Genomic DNA, 16536 nt, shown 5'->3' on the forward strand with positions numbered 1-16536 from the left:
GAGGAGACCCCGATGGGCATTTTCGATTTTCTGACTGGCGAATTTATTGATGTCATCCACTGGGTCGACGACACCCGCGACACCATGGTCTGGCGGTTCGAACGCGAAGGCCATGCGATCAAGTATGGTGCCAAACTGACCGTGCGCGAGGGTCAGGCGGCAGTATTTGTGCATGAGGGGCAGCTGGCGGATGTGTTCACGCCGGGTCTTTATATGCTTGAGACCAACAACATGCCGATCCTGACGACATTGCAGCACTGGGATCACGGCTTTCAGTCTCCGTTCAAGTCCGAGATTTATTTCGTCAACACAACCCGTTTCAATGACCTGAAATGGGGCACCAAAAATCCGATCATGCTACGCGATCCTGAATTCGGACCGACCCGTATCAGGGCTTTCGGAACCTACACAACCCGGGTCAAGGATTCCGCGAAATTCATGATTGAAATCGTCGGCACGGATGGCGAGTTCACCATGGACGAGATCAGCTTTCAGATCCGCAACATCATCGTGCAGGAATTCAGCCGTGTGATCGCCGGGTCGGGCATCCCCGTTCTGGATATGGCGGCGAACACCGCCGATCTGGGTAAACTGATTGCGGCCGAGGTCTCGCCAGTGCTGGATGGCTATGGGCTGGAGATGCCGGAATTCTATATCGAAAACATCTCGCTACCGCCTGCGGTCGAAGCGGCGCTGGACAAGCGCACCTCGATGGGGCTGGCCGGTGATCTGGGCAAATTCACCCAATATTCCGCCGCCGAGGCGATGACGGCAGCTGCCAACAACCCCGGTCAAGGCGGTGGCATGGGTGCCGGTCTTGGCATGGGCATGGGCATGGCAATGGCGCAGCAGATGTCGAATATGGCAGCGGGTCAACCGAGCGGCCCGTGGGGCAGTTCCACCCCCGCTGCGCCGCAACCGGCAGCGCATGCCGCCCCGCCCCCTCCTCCGCCGGTCGAGCATGTGTGGCACATCGCGGTAGATGGGCAAACCAGCGGGCCTTTCTCGAAGGCCAAGATGGGGCGCATGGCATCGGATGGAGAGATCACCCGCGACACGCATGTTTGGACCGCGGGTCAGGACGGCTGGAAAAAGGCCGGAGACGTTCAGGAATTGGCGCAGCTGTTTACGATCTTGCCACCGCCACCGCCGGGGGCGTGATGCGATGCCCAATGGCAGCCACTTAGCGCCCTACTCTCAGCGCGACCTCACCCGCGCGGTGAAACTGTCAGCGCTTCTGGGGTGGATAGGCGTAATTGGCGTACCTTTGGTTTCTAACATGAGCCCTAGAGGTCTGGATCTGGATTCTCTGTCCCTCTTTTTTTGGTACGCCTTGTTCGGCTTGCCAATATCCCTTTTCATTTGCTGGCTATTGGTCAAACCCTTTCTGCGCTTCATGATGCACCGCCGGATCAGCTATGTGCGTGCTGCAACTTGGGGCGCAGGGATTGCGGTCAACCTCATCGCTATTTGGCTGGCCATCTGGTTCTTCAGAAGTTGGCTCAAGTCACAGGACCCGAAGAGTACATTCGGCTATGGCGACGGGATCGGCACCATCTCGGTCAACGGTGTTTTGACTGACTACGGTTGGTGGTTATTTGCAAAGAACTCTCTGAATTTCATCGCAATCTGCATCTTGGCTGCCCTGGTTGTACGCTTGATAATTGGCCCCGGAAAGAACGGCACTGTCACTGAGGCCAAACAATGACTGAAGAACACCGCTTTCCCTGCGATCAATGTGGCGCTGATTACCGTTTTAACCCTGATGACGGCACCTTGACCTGCGACCATTGCGGGCATTCCGAATCGATTGGTGCCGGACCGTGGGGTGTGGCCAGCCTGAAAGAGCTGGATTTCAATGCGGCGCTGGCAGATCAACTGCCTGACAACGAGATTGAGGAAACGCGCGTTCTGTCCTGCCCGAACTGCGCAGCTCAGGTCGAGTTCGACCCGAATACCCACGCCGCCGAATGCCCGTTTTGTGCCACCCCGGTCGTTACCGATACCGGCGTCAGCCGCCACATCAAACCTAGGGGTGTCCTGCCATTCGCCCTAGATGAACGCACTGCGCATAAGGCGATGGGGGATTGGCTTGGACGGCTGTGGTTTGCACCCAATGGATTGAAGGATTACGCCCGAAAAGGCCGCAAGATGCAGGGCATTTATGTGCCCTACTGGACGTTCGATGCCGAAACAAAATCCAGCTATCGCGGTGAGCGCGGCACCGTTTACTATGAGACCCGCACTGTTATGCGGGACGGCAAGCGTGTGCAGCAGCAGGTGCCCAAGGTGCGCTGGTCTCCGAAATCGGGACGGGTGGCGAGGTTTTTTGACGACGTTCTGATTCTGGCTTCGCGATCACTTCCCAAAAGCTATACTGACGCACTGGAGCCCTGGGATTTGCCGGCGCTAGAGCCTTACCAACCTGAATACCTTGCCGGTTTTCGGGCCGAGGCGTATTCCGTCGAGCTGCAGGAAGGCTACACCGAAGCACGTGGGCATATGGCACGTGTAATCGAACGGGATGTACGTTTTGATATTGGTGGAGATCGGCAGCGCATACATGCGATTGATACGGATGTGCGCAACGTGACCTTTAAGCATATCCTCCTGCCGGTCTGGCTGGCGGCCTACAAGTATCGCGGCCAGACCTATAGGTTCGTGGTCAACGGACGCACGGGGCGTGTTCAGGGCGAGCGCCCCTGGTCGGCGATCAAAATCACCATTGCTGTAATTCTGGGCCTGTTGGTCGCAGCCGGATTTGGATATCTGATCGCGACCGGCCAACAGAGCTAAGGGTCAGAAAACTGCGATGTTAACGCTTGAACATCCAACAATCAGACGGCATCGTGCGCCTCGTCAACGGCAGAGGGGAGGCTTGTGTGACACTTTCCAACCTAAACCAGTTGCTGTCTGCACGGTATTCTTGCCGGGCGTTTCTACACGATCCGGTGCCGAAGGATCAGATCGAACAAATTCTGTCCAGCGCAACGCGCGTGCCAAGTTGGTGCAACGCGCAGCCCTGGCATGTCACGATCACAAACGGAGCAGAAACCGACCGGTTTCGAACTGCGCTGCAACAAGAGGCAACCTCTGGCACCCCTGCCCCCGACATACCTTTTCCCTCGGCCTATTCCGGCGTCTATCAGGATCGTCGCAGGACTTGCGGATGGGCTTTGTACAAGGCGGTAGGCGTAGAGCGCGGTGACCGGGCGGCCTCGGCCCGACAGATGATGGAGAACTTTGCTCTGTTTGGGGCGCCCCATTGCGCCATCCTCTCAAGCCCGGCAGAGTTGGGAACTTATGGAGCACTGGATTGCGGCGGCTTCATCACCGCCTTTACTTTGGCAGCGCAGGCACTGGGCGTGGCCACGATCCCTCAGGCGGCGCTGGCCACCTATAGCCCATTCTTGAGACGCTACTTTGACATTCCAGAAGACCGGTTGATCTTGTGTGCCATTTCATTTGGCTATGCGGATGAAGATCACCCTGCCAATGGATTTCGCACCGACCGCGCCGATCTGAACGAAATCGTTGACTGGGTCGGTTAGCAAACAAGCGGAGAACGAATTTGCGCGCAGTATTACAACGAGTTTCGCGGGCCAGCGTGTCGGTGGACAATCAGGTGATCGGTCAGACCGGGCCGGGGCTGATGATCCTGGTTTGCGCGATGCAGGGCGATGATGAGGTCAAGGCGGATCAACTTGCCGCCAAGATTTCAAAACTGCGCATCTTCAAGGATGACGCGGGTAAGATGAACAGGTCCGTGCGGGATGCCGAGGGTTCAGCGTTGGTGATCAGCCAGTTTACTCTGGCCGCCGACACATCTCGCGGGAACAGACCGGGGTTTTCCGAGGCCGCTCCACCCGAGGTCGGAAAGCACCTGTACGAGGTTTTCGCGCAGCGACTTGAAGCCCACGGTGTGCCGGTCGAAACCGGTGAATTCGGTGCGGATATGGCGGTTGAATTGGTCAACGACGGGCCGGTTACGATTTGGATGGAAAGCTGATGGACAGAAAAGAACTGGCAACCCGAATTTGGCAAGCTGGCGTTGACGCCGTTGGGGGAGACTCCGCGACTCGTAAAGTGTTGTCCGGCATTTCTGAACCGGATCAGATTCTGGCTGTAGGCAAACCGGCGGCAGCAATGGCCCGCGCAGCATTGGAACATTTCGGACCACGACCGACATTGGTTGTCACCAAGGACGACCACGGGCGAGAATTGCCGGATGATGTGACGGTGATTGAGGCCTCTCACCCCGTACCCGACGCTCGTAGCCTACAGGGTGGTCAGGCTTTACGAGAAAAGGTCGAGGGGATGGCACCCGGCTCGCATCTGCTGTTGCTTGTCTCTGGCGGGGCATCTTCGCTGGCCGAGGATTTGGTGCCGGGCAAGACACTGGCCGACCTTGAGCAGTTGAACCGGCAGCTGCTGTCCGAAGGGTTGGATATTACCGCGATGAACGCCAAGAGACGCAAGTTGTCGCGCATCAAGGGCGGGGGGCTGCTTTCTCATTTCAAAGGCGCAAGGGTAACTGTTCTGGCGATCTCGGATGTGCCCGGCGATGACCTGAATGTGGTGGGTTCGGGGATCGGAGCCCTGCCGGAGAGGGTCGAATTTCAAGCGGTAACGCAGATCATTGCCTCTAACGCCCATGCGCGGGGCGCCGCCGTGGAACTGGCCAAAAGCGAAGGGATCAATGAGCTGGCAAACGAAGAATGCTTGCACGACGATTTCCTGAAGATTGCTGAGACTGTGGGTGAACGCATCCGCTCCATGCCACGCGGGGTCATGGTGTTTGGCGGTGAACCAACGGTCGTGCTGCCGGACAATCCGGGGCGTGGGGGGCGCAACCAGGCATTGGCTCTGGCTTTGGCGCGCGAGATTGCTGGTTGCGATGGAATTACTGTAGTTGTCGGTGGAACCGATGGTACGGACGGTCCCACGCAGGCGGCCGGGGCCATTATCGACGGCTCAACTTGGGGTGATGGTGCGGAACTGGCGTTGCAGAGGGCGGATAGCGGCAGCTATCTGGATCGCGCAGGCGCTTTGCTGGTCACAGGACCGACGGGAACGAATGTGATGGACCTTCTTGTCGCAATCCGCGAATGAATTGACGATTTTTAACCAACGCGGATTGAAAAAGGGCCAGACAGTGTTGCAATGACGCTGCCGCCCAATACCCTACGCGACATCGAAGACCTTCCGGACGTTGGTATCGAGATGCCCGACCAGTGCCGTTTGTCCGCTCGCATCTGGCGGCCCGCGAATGTTGCGGCGATCCACTGTCTGAAGAGTTTGGATGCCGTTATAGGCACTGGCCCTGACCACCGCGTCCATCGGATGGATGAAGTGCGCCCGCTACGGTGGCGCCGCGACCGCAGGCCAACCCAACCGGACAATCCTTTGCCCACCTTCGAGTTCTGCAATTTGAAACAAGAAATTGAGCAGGATGAGTATGTTAAAAGTACCGCTTCCGACACTGGAATGTGGGCCAACCACGAAGAATTTCATCTTTCCGTTATGTTAACTGCATACGAGAATGAAAATTTGGTGTTTTCTAAATCACTGGAGGAAAACATTCCACGACACCAGATATGAAATATGCTCCTGCCAGTCAGGAGATTTAACCTTGCCCAGCGGCCCGAAATGCGCCTACTTTGACTCACGCGTCAATAAAAAGCCGAAAAAGGGCTGCTAATCCACTCAACCGGGAGATTTTTGGATGAACGAACAACTCACTCATATGACCAAACAGGTCACAGCAGGCAAGCTGACACGCCGCGAATTCATGGGGAAGGCCGCGGCTTTGGGTGTATCCGCAGCAATGGCCAGCACCATTTTTGCGGATGCCGCACGGGCTTCGGGTCCGAAAAAGGGCGGAGACGTGAAGATCGGCTCCGTCGGTGGCGAATCGACTAACTCGCTGGATCCGGCAACTTACGCCAGCCAAGTTCCTGCACTCAACGGCCGTCAATTCGGTGACACCCTGGTGGTCGTAGCGCCCGACGGCTCGATCGAGTCGCGTCTGGCCGAAAGCGTGGAAGCCAGCGCTGATGCCAAGGTTTGGAACTTCAAAATCCGTCCAGGTGTCGAATTCCACAACGGCAAAACTCTGACCAGCGAAGACGTGCTGAAAACCATGCAGCGCCATTCGGACGAGAACTCGAAATCTGGTGCCCTTGGCATCATGAAAGAGATCGAGTCGATGAAGACAGACGGCGACGTGTTCTCAGTCACGTTGAACAGCCCAAATGCTGATTTGCCTTACCTCATGGCGGATTATCACCTGATCATTCAGCCTGATGGTGGCCTCGATAATCCGGGCGCAGGTATCGGCACAGGGCCGTACAAGATGGAAGTAAACGAGCCGGGTGTACGTCACGTCTACACCAAGTTCGACAACTATTGGGCAGATGACGGCCATTTTGACAGTGTCGAAATTATTGCCATCAATGATGCGACGGCGCGTACGGCGGCACTTCAGTCCGGTCAGGTTCACCTTATCAACCGGGTCGAGCCCAAGGTCGCTGGCCTTCTGGGTCGCGCTCCGGGTCTGACTGTTCAGCCCACGACCGGTCGCGGGCATTACGTGTTCATCATGCACTCGGATACCGCCCCGTTCGACAACAATGATCTGCGACTGGCTCTGAAATATGCGATCAACCGCGAAGAGCTGGTTGAAAAGATCCTGCAGGGTTATGGTTCTGTGGGTAACGATATGCCGATCAATGCGGCCTATCCGCTGTTTGACGATACGATCCCACAGCGCCCGTTTGATCTTGAAAAAGCAGCCGAGCACTACAAGAAGTCCGGCCACGATGGATCACCGATCGTTCTGCGTACTTCGGATGTTGCCTTCCCGGGTGCGGTGGATGCCGCGGCGCTATTCCAGCAGACAGCCAATCAGGCCGGTATCCCACTCGTCATCGAGCGCGTGCCTGGCGATGGCTACTGGTCTGAGGTCTGGAATGTCCAACCGTTCTGCGCCTCTTACTGGACTGGCCGTCCGGTACAGGATCAGATGTATACCACCGCGTATCTCTCAACCGCAGACTGGAACGACACACGTTGGAAACGGCCCGAGTTCGACGATATGCTGAATCAGGCAAAAGGTGAGCTCGACACCGCCAAGCGGAAAGAGATCTACTCTCAGATGGGTCGACTGCTTAACGAAGAAGGCGGCCTGATTTGCCCGATGTTCAACCAGTTCATTGACGGTGTCAGTGATCAACTGGCTGGTTGGGAGCCGGATCCGTATGATGAACTGATGGGTGGCCAGGCCACACGCAAAATGTGGTTCGCCTGATACAGGCCTAGGACAATGCATCCCATCATCAAACTGGTTTCCCAGCGCCTTGCGCTGGGACTCCTGCTGCTCTTTGGTGCATCGGCTCTGATATTCGGCCTCACCGAAGCTCTTCCTGGGGACGCTGCCCAAGCTGTCCTTGGTCAATCCGCAACCCCCGAATCTTTGGCCAACCTGCGCGAAGAGATGGGCCTCAACCGCCCTGCACTGACTCGTTACTTCGAGTGGTTGGGCGGCATTCTTCAAGGTGATCTGGGTCAGTCCCTGACCAACAAACTCGATATCGCGGAAAGCATTGGAAAGCGGTTGGGCAACACCCTGTTTCTTGCTTGTGTAGCAGCTGTCGTTTCTGTTCCTCTTGCCATCTTTTTGGGCTTGCTGGCCGTCCGGTACCGCGACCGCTGGCCGGACAAATTGATCTCTGCCGTCACGCTTACAACTGTTTCGATCCCCGAATTCCTGATCGGCTACCTGGTGATTTACTTCATCTCGGTGAAATTAGGCTGGTTTTCTTCGCTCGCCATGATCAATGATTCAATGTCCTTCGGGGAAAAGCTCTATACCATCGCCCTGCCAGCCTTTGTGCTGACGCTTGTCGTATTGGCGCAAATGATGCGGATGACCCGCGCGGCGATCCTGAACCTGATGCAGTCGGCCTATATCGAAACGGCTGAGTTGAAAGGCCTGTCAAACTTTCAGGTCATTGCGCGTCACGCCTTTCCCAACGCGATTTCGCCAATTGTCAACGTCGTGATGCTGAACCTGGCCTATCTTGTCGTCGGCGTCGTCGTTGTCGAAGTTGTGTTCGTCTACCCCGGCATGGGGCAGTATCTGGTAGATTCGGTGACCAAACGCGACGTGCCGGTTGTTCTGGCCTGCGGTGTTGTCTTTGCCGCCGTCTATATCGGGCTGAACATGGTAGCCGATATCGTATCGATCCTGGCCAACCCAAGACTGAGGCATCCGAAATGATGAAGAATATTCCTATTTCGGCCATGATCGGTCTGTTTTTCACCGGGCTCTACTTCTTTGTGGCCTTCACCGCACCGCTGATCGCCCCTTATGGAATGGCAGAGGTGGTAGGTGATGTGTGGGAACCATCGAGCGCAGAACACCTGTTGGGCACCGACAACATCGGCCGCGATCTTTTGACCCGCATGATCTATGGCGGGCGCACGACGATCTTTATCGCCGCAGCGGCCACGATCCTCAGCTTTGTTACCGGCACCTCGTTGGGATTGCTGGCCGCCGTTCTTGGCGGTTGGGCCGATCAGGTCCTCAGCCGGGCGGTGGACCTGGTCATGTCGATCCCGACACTGATTCTGGCGCTGGTTATTCTGGCAATCGTCCCGGTGACCGTCCCAATTCTGATCCTAGTGATGGGTTTGCTTGACGCGACGCGCCCATATCGCCTGTCGCGATCCGTCGCCGTGGACATCAACGTGATGGACTATGTCGAGGCTGCCAAGTTGCGCGGCGAAGGTCGGGCCTGGGTCATCTTCCGGGAAATCCTACCCAACGCTTTGTCTCCTCTGGTGGCCGAGTTCGGGTTGCGGTTCATCTTCATGGTTCTGTTCATCTCGACCCTGTCCTTCCTCGGTCTAGGTGTACAACCGCCGCTGGCGGATTGGGGCGGCATCGTGAAAGAAAACAAGGACGGCATCGTCTATGGCATTGGCGCGGCTCTGTATCCCGCCGTGGCCATCGCGACGCTGGCCATCTCGGTCAACCTCGTGGCTGATTGGGTCTTGAACCGTACCACATCGCTGAAAGGAGGCCGGGGATGAATGATACCCTTCTCAAGGTCCGCGACCTCAAGATCGGCGCGACCGTCTATCCGCCGGGTGAAAAGCCGCATGACATCGAAATCGTGCACGGGGTCAGCTTTGACCTCGAGCGCGGCAAGGTGCTGGGACTAATCGGCGAATCCGGTGCTGGTAAATCCACCATCGGTTTGGCCTCGATGGCCTACGGCCGGGGCGGTGTTAAGATCACCGGCGGTGAGGTCTGGGTCAACGGGCGCGACATCATGAAGTCGGCGCTCGGTGATATCCGCAACCTGCGCGGTGGCGAGGTGTCTTACGTCTCGCAATCCGCTGCGGCATCGTTCAACCCAGCCAAAAAGATCATGGATCAGGTGGTCGAAGCGGCGGTTGAGCACAAGAAATTCTCGCGCAAGGAAGCCGAAAAGCGGGCACGGGAACTTTTTGCCAAACTGGGCCTGCCGGACCCTGACAATATCGGTGACCGGTATCCGCACCAGGTTTCGGGCGGTCAGTTGCAACGCTGTATGACTGCGCTGGCGCTCTGCCCCGAACCCGATCTTGTGGTGTTCGACGAACCCACCACGGCGTTGGACGTGACCACGCAGATCGACGTTCTGATGGCCATAAAAGAGGCCATCGCGGACACTGGCGTTGCCGCGCTGTACATCACCCACGACCTTGCGGTTGTGGCGCAGGTCAGCGATGACATCATGGTTCTGCGGATGGGCAATACAGTCGAATACGGCACCACCGATCAGATCATCAACAACCCGCAGGAAGACTATACCAAGGCACTGGTCTCGGTGCGATCGATCGAACATGAAGAGAAGAAACCAACACCCGAAGCGGTGCTGAGTGTCGACGGCATAACTGCACGCTACAAGGGGTTGAATTTCGACGTACTGCACAACGTCAATGTCGAGCTTCATCCGGGGCAGACGCTGGCGGTTGTGGGTGAATCTGGTTCGGGCAAATCCACGCTGGCGCGAGTGATTACTGGCCTGCTGCCACCGCGCGATGGCGAGATCACCTTTGCCGGGCGTAAGCTCAGCCGTGATCTGAAGGGCCGCTCACGCGAGGATCTGCGTGAATTGCAGATGATCTACCAAATGGCCGATGTTGCGATGAATCCACGCCAGACGGTTGGAACGATCATCGGTCGCCCGCTGGAGTTCTACTTTGGCATGCGCGGCGCCGAAAAGCGCAAGCGTGTCATCGAGCTTTTGGATGAGATCGAGCTGGGTGAAAAGTTCATCGATCGCTATCCGGCAGAACTGTCTGGTGGTCAGAAACAGCGGGTCTGCATCGCCCGTTCACTGGCAGCCAAGCCCAAGATGATTATCTGCGACGAAGTTACCTCGGCGTTGGACCCATTGGTGGCAGATGGCATCTTGAAGCTGCTGCTGGACCTGCAAAAGATCGAGGATGTGGCCTATCTTTTCATCACCCACGATCTGGCGACGGTCCGTGCGATCAGCGACAGTATCGCTGTGATGTATCAGGGTCGCGTGGTGCGCTATGGCCCGAAATCGCAGGTGCTGAGCCCACCGTACGACGACTATACCGACCTGCTGCTCAGCTCGGTCCCCGAGATGCATCTGGGCTGGTTGGAAGAGGTCGTCGCACACCGCAAAATGGAAAGCGCCGGGAACTAATCCCAGCCATTCTCACTATCTTGGGAAAACAACAGAAATCCCGGCGCTCTGTCTTGCGACAGGCGTCGGGATTTTGCTAGCGGCGGCGCGAACAGGCGATCTTGCGCCCGTGAATCTCCTAAGGTCACTCAAAAGAAATGATGACTAAAAGGCCGTGATATGGACCGCAAACTGCTTTTGATCATTCTCGATGGTGTCCCCTGGCGTAACTTCCGCCGACTGTTCGGCAACCTTGAGGGTTGGGTAGATAGTGGCGAGGCCCGGGTATGGAAATCGCGCGCCGTGCTGCCCTCGACCTCGGCCAGCTGTTATGCTTCGATCCATACGGGCGTCACGCCTCAGGAACATGGCTGCACCGGCAATGGCAACGTATTCCGACTCAGCCACAAGGACGTATTCAGTCAGGTGCGCGAGGCAGGCGGCGTGACCGGAGCGGTGACCCACAGCTACTGGTCTCAGTTCTTCAACCGTCATCCGTTCGACTATGTCCGTGACATTGAATATGATGAGCCTGAGAGCATGACCATCAACCACGGCCGATTTCACTCGATGACCGCCTATGGCAAGGTCAATCAGATGACACCGTCGGACGTGGACCTGTTTGGAACCCTGACTAACTTGTGCCTGCGGTTCGGGCTGGATTACGGCATTCTGCACACCTGCACGCTGGACAGCATGGGGCACCGGTTCTTCCATGATTGTACCGAAATGGACCATGCCTGTTTCGTTATGGACGAGATGCTGGCCCCCTTCATCCCCCGCTGGCGACAACTGGGGTACGAGGTGATCGTCACCGCCGATCACGGACAGGATGAGCGCGGTCACCATGGCGGACGCAGCGACCTGCAACAGGAAACCGCCCTGTATTATTTTGGTGATGCCAAAGGCCCGGAAGCCGATACCGTCCTGCACCAACTGCAGCTGGCCCCAACGATCCTGAGCCGCATGGGTGCACCGATCGCCGAGACGATGAAGGCATCACCGTTCCTGAAGTAAAAAGGTCAATCGTAGGGCCAGATATTCTGGCCCAACGCCTCGATGGCCACTGAAATCCGCTCAAAGCTGTCAGCGGCTCGTTTGACGGTGGTTCGCGCCCGCAGATACCCGTGTACAAGGCCCGGCTCATTGATCCAGTGAGCGTGCCCACCGGCTTGGTTGATCTTGTTGCAATAGGCTGCCCCATCATCGCGCAATGGATCACAATCTGCAGTCACGACTACGGTAGGTGGCAGGCCCGAGAAATCAGTGTCCTGCAAGGGCGCGAAGGTCGGATCACCTTGCGGGGCCGTGCCGCCACATCGCACGTTCTCATAAAATCGCACTTCATCCAGCGTCAAAAGCGGCGCTTGCGCGTGTTCTATGTATGACCCTGCCGAAGTGTCCCCTCCCAGTGCGGGATAAACCAATACCTGCCCCAAGACGTGTTCAAGTTGCCCGCGGCCGTGATGGGCTACCGCCGCGGCCAGATTTCCGCCTGCGCTGTCCCCCGCCAGCACCAAGGGATCGCCGAATTCCTGCATGGCCCAGTTTGTAGCTGCCCAACTGTCCTGAAACTGCGCCGGATGCACATGTTCGGGGCACAGCCGGTAATCAACAGCAACAACACGATATCCAGTCTGCGCACATATCTCGGCGCAAACATCGTCGTGGCTGTCCAACCCACCCACGACAAAACCCCCGCCATGAAAGTAGACAACCGTGCGCGTCGGATCACCTGCCGTGTAAACGCGAACAGGCACGCCATCGGCGCGCCTGTCTTCGGTTTCAACGCCCTGAGGGCGGGGTTGGCGAAAGTCCTGGCACATGTCGTTGTAGACGCGGCGCTGATCGTCGATCGAAAGATCGACCGCGTCGTCAGGATAGCTTTCAGCCGTTCGTCTTATGAACGCCCAGGTTTCTTCATCGATCAGACGTTCATAGTCCATTTTACCTCCTGGTCAGGCAGCCCACTCCCACGGCCGGGTGAACGAATCCAGCACCTTACCGACATCGTCGTCCGAGGCACCGTTCGCGTCAAGCTGCGCGACCAACCCGCGCTTTTTATCGTCGACCACCGACACAACCCGCGCTGGGACTTCCGCCTTTTCCAATGCACCATTGTAGATTCGCGTGATCGCCTGTTTGCGCAGGTCGGGTTTGAACACCTTGCCCACAGCCGTCTTCGGCAGTTCGTCCAGAATGGTCATATGCTTGGGCAGAGCAGCGCGTTCACGGACATGCACCTTGCAGTACTCCATCAACTCCTGCTCGCTAACCGAGGCCCCTTCGACCAGCTCGACAAAGGCACAGGGAACCTCACCTGCATAAGCGTCGGGCTGTCCGATGGCACCGGCAAAAGCAACGGCTTCGTGTCCCAGCAGGGCCTCTTCGATCTCGGCGGGATCGATATTGTGACCGCCCCGGATGATTAGATCCTTGGCGCGCCCGGTGATCCACAGGTAGCCATCTTCGTCAAACCGGCCCAGATCGCCCGTGCGCAGATATTTGTCAAAATGGTACAGGCCGACGTTCTTGTCTTCCTCGGTATAGGTATTGCCCGCATAGACACCGGGGTTCGAGATACAGATTTCACCGATCTCATCGGTGCCACACTCTTTCGGCCCATCCGGTCCGTCCATCAGGATTTTCACGTCAGTATAGGGGAACGGAAAACCGATCGAGCCGATCTTCTTTTCACCATCAACCGGGTTGCAAGATACAAGGCAGGTCGCTTCGGTCAGGCCATACCCTTCGACGATAGTGACGCCGGTTGCCTCTTCAAAGCGGCGGAACAGTTCCACCGGCAAAGGTGCCGATCCTGAAAATGCGGTTTTAACACTCGAAATATCCGCATCTACCGGACGCTGCATTTTGGCGGCAATCGCGGTGGGAACCGTGATGATGAAGGTGACCTTCCAACGTTCGATCAGCTTCCAGAAATTGTCGAAAACGCCGTCACCGCGATAACCTTGCGGCGTTGGGAAGATCACGTGCGCGCCTGACGACACGGCAGCCATCATGATGACGTGGACAGCAAATACGTGGAACATGGGCAGCGGGCACATGATCACGTCTTCCTCGGCAAACAGCAGCGTATTGCCCAGCCAGCCATTGTAGATCATGCCCGAGTATTTGTGCTGGGCCACTTTTGGCATACCTGTCGTGCCACCGGTGTGGAAGTAGCAGGCGACGCGGTCTTCCTTGCTGTCCTCAAAAGTCAGCGTCGTGGGCTGTTTGGCCAGCTCTTTGTCGAAGCTTTTGTAATCCGCATGGGCAAGCTTTTCCTTTTCACCCATTTTGGGGCGCAGGAACGGCACCAGCCAGGATTTTGGTGGCGTCAGGTAACGGTTGAGGTCAATTTCCAGAATGGTGTTGACGTTGGGTGCATGACGCACGGCCTCTTCGACCTTTTGCGCCACGTCGGTCTTGGGGAAAGACTTCAACGTCACCACAACCTTGGCCTTAGTCTCACGCAGGATCGCGGCGATTTGCTCGGGCTCCAGCAAAGGGTTGATCGGGTTGACGATCCCGGCAACCGCCCCACCCATCAATGTAACCAGAGTTTCGTTGCAGTTGGGCAAAACAAATGCCACCACATCCTTTTCACCGATGCCCAACGACCGGAACAAATTGGCGGCCTGATTGACTTTGCCCAACAGTTGAGACCACGTCAGCGTTTCGGCTTTGTCCGTAGGGCCAGAAAAGATCTGAAAGCTGACCGCATTGCTGTTCGGAAACTTATTTGCAGTCCGAGATAGCAATTGGTGGAATGTGACCGGTACGTCACGAACCTCCCACGGCATTTCCTGCTCAATTCTTGTCTTATCTTCCAAACCCACAAACGGCATCAGGTTCCTCCCTCATCTGTCCCGTGTCCAGCACGGGTTTTGCATCCATCGTCAAGATGAAAGCAAATCCGCGCATATTCAAGAAAGGGCTTAGCGACGGTGCATGCAAAGGGGTAGAATTACGCTGCGGAGCAATTCTAAGTACCCCTACGTCATGTTACTCGGCCGCCATACCATCCGTGAATTGCAGGCGCGCCAATCGGGCGTACAATCCGTCCTGCGCAACAAGATCGTCATGGGTGCCTTGCGCTACGATTTGACCGGCCTCCATTACAACGATGCGGTCTGCTTTTTTTACTGTTGCTAACCTGTGCGCCACGATCAGCGTGGTGCGCCCGGCGCGCATCTGATCGACCGCCCCCTGCACCGCGCGTTCGCTTTCGGCATCCAGCGCCGAGGTCGCCTCATCCAGCAGCAGAACCGGTGCATCTCGCAGGATGGCGCGGGCGATGGCGATACGTTGTTTTTGCCCACCTGACAACATCACACCACGCTCGCCGACAAAGCTGTCATAACCTTCGGGCAGTGCCGAGATGAAATCATGCGCGGCGGCGGCTTGGGCCGCGGCTTCGACCTCAGCATTGGTGGCATCCAAACGGCCAAAGCGAATGTTCTCGCGCGCCGAGGCTGCAAAAATCACCGGGTCCTGCGGTACCAGCGCCATGTGACGGCGGAAATCGGCCCGGTCAATGTCGCGCAGGTCGATGCCGTCCAGACTGACCTGCCCGGATGCCGGGTCATAAAACCGCTGTATCATTTGGATAACGGTTGTCTTGCCCGCCCCCGACGGTCCGACGAATGCCACGGTTTCACCGGGCTCGACCTGCAAACTTAAATGCTCCAGCGCCACGACATCAGGCCGCGAAGGATAGCGGAACGTCACGTCGTCAAAACGGATCTCACCCCGGACCGGCGTGGGCAGCGATTTGGCCTGCGCCGGGTCCTTGACCATGTCCTGCGCGTTCAGCAACTCAACCAGTCGCTCGGTCGCTCCGGCGGCGCGCTGCAACTCGCTCCAGATTTCAGACAATGCCGCAACCGACCCCGCCATGATGATGGAGTAGATCACAAACTGGATCAGGACACCTTCGGACATGACGCCGTTGCGGACGTCATTTGCGCCCATCCACAACACACCGACGATCCCTGAAAACACCAGAAAGATCACGATAACGGTCAATACCGCGCGGGTTTTTATGCGCCGCAATGAGACGATATAAGACGTTTCGGTCATATCCCCGAACTGCTTGCGGCTGGCCTGTTCATGGGTGAAGGCCTGCACAGTCTGTACAGCCCCCAATGCCTCTCCCGCGTTGCCGGAAGACGCTGCGATCCAGTCCTGATTTTCCCGGCTTATGACACGTAGACGGCGTCCCAGCACCAGGATCGGCACCACCACCAGCGGGATCAGTAACAGCACCATGCCGGTCAGTTTGGCAGAGGTCAGCAGCATCAACACCAGCCCGCCAATGAACAGCAGCAAATTTCGCAGTGCAATGGACACGGAAGAGCCCAGAACCGACTGAATCAACGTCGTGTCGGTGGTGATCCGGCTTAAGACCTCTCCGGTCATGATGCGCTCGTAGAATTCGGGGCTCATGCCGATAACACGGTCGAAAACGGCCTTGCGGATATCGGCAACTACGCGTTCACCCAATCGGGTCACAAGCGCGTAACGCAGGCCGGTGCCCACGGCCAGAACTGCGGCAATGCCAAGTGCCGCCAGAAAATACCACTGCAGCAGATCACCGTCTTCGATGCGAAAGTTGTCGACCACACGACGTACCGCCAACGGCAAAGCTAACGTCATGCTGGCCGTCAGGACCAATGCCACTGTTGCCCCCGCCATCAGCAACCGGTAGGGGCGCATGAAGGGCCAAAGCGACGCCAGAACGCCTATCTTCTTCGAACCGGCGCGCTCTTCGCTGGCACCCGGAGCGGATTGCTGAGTTGGACTGGCTGAGGCGTTTCTTGCCATG

At 57.2% G+C, this 16536-nt stretch carries 15 protein-coding genes; 12 read left to right on the top strand and 3 right to left on the bottom strand.

Translation table 11 applies throughout. The annotated features are described in order from the left end of the window. The first annotated feature begins 12 nt into the window (after positions 1 to 12). The 12 genes from ACR0IY_RS06945 (at position 13) to ACR0IY_RS07000 (ending at position 11726) form a co-directional block, all read left to right on the top strand. Positions 13 to 1161 carry an SPFH domain-containing protein gene (locus ACR0IY_RS06945; protein WP_480671623.1) on the top strand — a complete coding sequence of 383 codons (1149 nt, stop codon included), beginning with the start codon at positions 13 to 15 and terminating at the stop codon, positions 1159 to 1161. A 4-nt stretch (positions 1162 to 1165) separates the two neighbouring features. Further along, positions 1166 to 1708, top strand: a complete 543-nt coding sequence (locus tag ACR0IY_RS06950; protein ID WP_480671625.1) for a hypothetical protein — start codon at positions 1166 to 1168, stop codon at positions 1706 to 1708. Then, entirely contained in the window at positions 1705 to 2796 is a 1092-nt protein-coding gene (locus tag ACR0IY_RS06955) for a TFIIB-type zinc finger domain-containing protein (RefSeq protein ID WP_480671627.1), read from the top strand. Before ACR0IY_RS06950 ends, ACR0IY_RS06955 begins: the two co-directional genes overlap by 4 nt. An 86-nt stretch (positions 2797 to 2882) precedes the next feature. Continuing rightward, a complete protein-coding gene (locus ACR0IY_RS06960; RefSeq protein WP_480671629.1) occupies positions 2883 to 3551 on the top strand; it encodes a nitroreductase in 669 nt (222 codons plus the stop codon). Between the two features lie 20 nt (positions 3552 to 3571). After that, positions 3572 to 4009 carry a D-aminoacyl-tRNA deacylase gene (gene dtd, locus ACR0IY_RS06965; RefSeq protein ID WP_480671631.1) on the top strand — a complete coding sequence of 146 codons (438 nt, stop codon included), beginning with the start codon at positions 3572 to 3574 and terminating at the stop codon, positions 4007 to 4009. Continuing rightward, a complete protein-coding gene (locus ACR0IY_RS06970) occupies positions 4009 to 5112 on the top strand; it encodes a glycerate kinase type-2 family protein (RefSeq protein ID WP_480671633.1) in 1104 nt (367 codons plus the stop codon). The genes dtd and ACR0IY_RS06970 overlap by 1 nt, the downstream gene beginning before the upstream one ends. Before the next feature lie 51 nt (positions 5113 to 5163). After that, positions 5164 to 5601, top strand: coding sequence for a hypothetical protein (locus ACR0IY_RS06975; protein ID WP_480671635.1), 438 nt, complete (start codon positions 5164 to 5166; stop codon positions 5599 to 5601). A gap of 124 nt (positions 5602 to 5725) precedes the next feature. Beyond that, complete coding sequence (locus ACR0IY_RS06980; protein WP_480671637.1) at positions 5726 to 7309, top strand: ABC transporter substrate-binding protein; 1584 nt, start codon at positions 5726 to 5728, stop codon at positions 7307 to 7309. A gap of 15 nt (positions 7310 to 7324) precedes the next feature. Next, positions 7325 to 8281, top strand: coding sequence for an ABC transporter permease (locus ACR0IY_RS06985; RefSeq protein WP_480590109.1), 957 nt, complete (start codon positions 7325 to 7327; stop codon positions 8279 to 8281). Continuing rightward, complete coding sequence (locus ACR0IY_RS06990; RefSeq protein ID WP_480672090.1) at positions 8281 to 9096, top strand: ABC transporter permease; 816 nt, start codon at positions 8281 to 8283, stop codon at positions 9094 to 9096. The genes ACR0IY_RS06985 and ACR0IY_RS06990 overlap by 1 nt, the downstream gene beginning before the upstream one ends. Continuing rightward, positions 9093 to 10730 carry an ABC transporter ATP-binding protein gene (locus ACR0IY_RS06995; RefSeq protein WP_480671639.1) on the top strand — a complete coding sequence of 546 codons (1638 nt, stop codon included), beginning with the start codon at positions 9093 to 9095 and terminating at the stop codon, positions 10728 to 10730. The genes ACR0IY_RS06990 and ACR0IY_RS06995 overlap by 4 nt, the downstream gene beginning before the upstream one ends. A gap of 159 nt (positions 10731 to 10889) precedes the next feature. Continuing rightward, on the top strand, positions 10890 to 11726 hold the full coding sequence (locus tag ACR0IY_RS07000) for an alkaline phosphatase family protein (protein ID WP_480671641.1): 837 nt from the start codon (positions 10890 to 10892) through the stop codon (positions 11724 to 11726). A 5-nt stretch (positions 11727 to 11731) separates the two neighbouring features. Here ACR0IY_RS07000 and ACR0IY_RS07005 read toward each other — a convergent pair whose 3' ends face one another. The 3 genes from ACR0IY_RS07005 to ACR0IY_RS07015 all read right to left on the bottom strand — a co-directional run bounded on the left by ACR0IY_RS07005 (position 11732) and on the right by ACR0IY_RS07015 (position 16535). Beyond that, complete coding sequence (locus tag ACR0IY_RS07005; protein WP_480671643.1) at positions 11732 to 12655, bottom strand: alpha/beta hydrolase; 924 nt, start codon at positions 12653 to 12655, stop codon at positions 11732 to 11734. Between the two features lie 12 nt (positions 12656 to 12667). Then, a complete protein-coding gene (locus ACR0IY_RS07010; RefSeq protein WP_480671645.1) occupies positions 12668 to 14557 on the bottom strand; it encodes an acyl-CoA synthetase in 1890 nt (629 codons plus the stop codon). Between the two features lie 157 nt (positions 14558 to 14714). Then, positions 14715 to 16535, bottom strand: a complete 1821-nt coding sequence (locus ACR0IY_RS07015; protein ID WP_480671647.1) for an ABC transporter transmembrane domain-containing protein — start codon at positions 16533 to 16535, stop codon at positions 14715 to 14717. Position 16536 lies beyond the last annotated feature (1 nt).

The sequence above is a fragment of the Ruegeria sp. BC1 genome (genome assembly GCF_056539305.1).

Excerpts from the sequence above, each read along its gene's own strand:
- ACR0IY_RS07015 (WP_480671647.1), bottom strand. The coding sequence starts at position 16,535 with ATGGCAAGAAACGCCTCAGCCAGTCCAACTCAGCAATCCGCTCCGGGT.
- ACR0IY_RS07010 (WP_480671645.1), bottom strand. The coding sequence starts at position 14,557 with ATGCCGTTTGTGGGTTTGGAAGATAAGACAAGAATTGAGCAGGAAATG.
- ACR0IY_RS06970 (WP_480671633.1), top strand. The coding sequence starts at position 4,009 with ATGGACAGAAAAGAACTGGCAACCCGAATTTGGCAAGCTGGCGTTGAC.
- ACR0IY_RS06980 (WP_480671637.1), top strand. The coding sequence starts at position 5,726 with ATGAACGAACAACTCACTCATATGACCAAACAGGTCACAGCAGGCAAG.
- ACR0IY_RS07005 (WP_480671643.1), bottom strand. The coding sequence starts at position 12,655 with ATGGACTATGAACGTCTGATCGATGAAGAAACCTGGGCGTTCATAAGA.
- ACR0IY_RS06995 (WP_480671639.1), top strand. The coding sequence starts at position 9,093 with ATGAATGATACCCTTCTCAAGGTCCGCGACCTCAAGATCGGCGCGACC.
- ACR0IY_RS06950 (WP_480671625.1), top strand. The coding sequence starts at position 1,166 with ATGCCCAATGGCAGCCACTTAGCGCCCTACTCTCAGCGCGACCTCACC.
- ACR0IY_RS06975 (WP_480671635.1), top strand. The coding sequence starts at position 5,164 with ATGACGCTGCCGCCCAATACCCTACGCGACATCGAAGACCTTCCGGAC.
- ACR0IY_RS06945 (WP_480671623.1), top strand. The coding sequence starts at position 13 with ATGGGCATTTTCGATTTTCTGACTGGCGAATTTATTGATGTCATCCAC.
- ACR0IY_RS06990 (WP_480672090.1), top strand. The coding sequence starts at position 8,281 with ATGAAGAATATTCCTATTTCGGCCATGATCGGTCTGTTTTTCACCGGG.
- ACR0IY_RS06985 (WP_480590109.1), top strand. The coding sequence starts at position 7,325 with ATGCATCCCATCATCAAACTGGTTTCCCAGCGCCTTGCGCTGGGACTC.
- ACR0IY_RS06955 (WP_480671627.1), top strand. The coding sequence starts at position 1,705 with ATGACTGAAGAACACCGCTTTCCCTGCGATCAATGTGGCGCTGATTAC.
- ACR0IY_RS07000 (WP_480671641.1), top strand. The coding sequence starts at position 10,890 with ATGGACCGCAAACTGCTTTTGATCATTCTCGATGGTGTCCCCTGGCGT.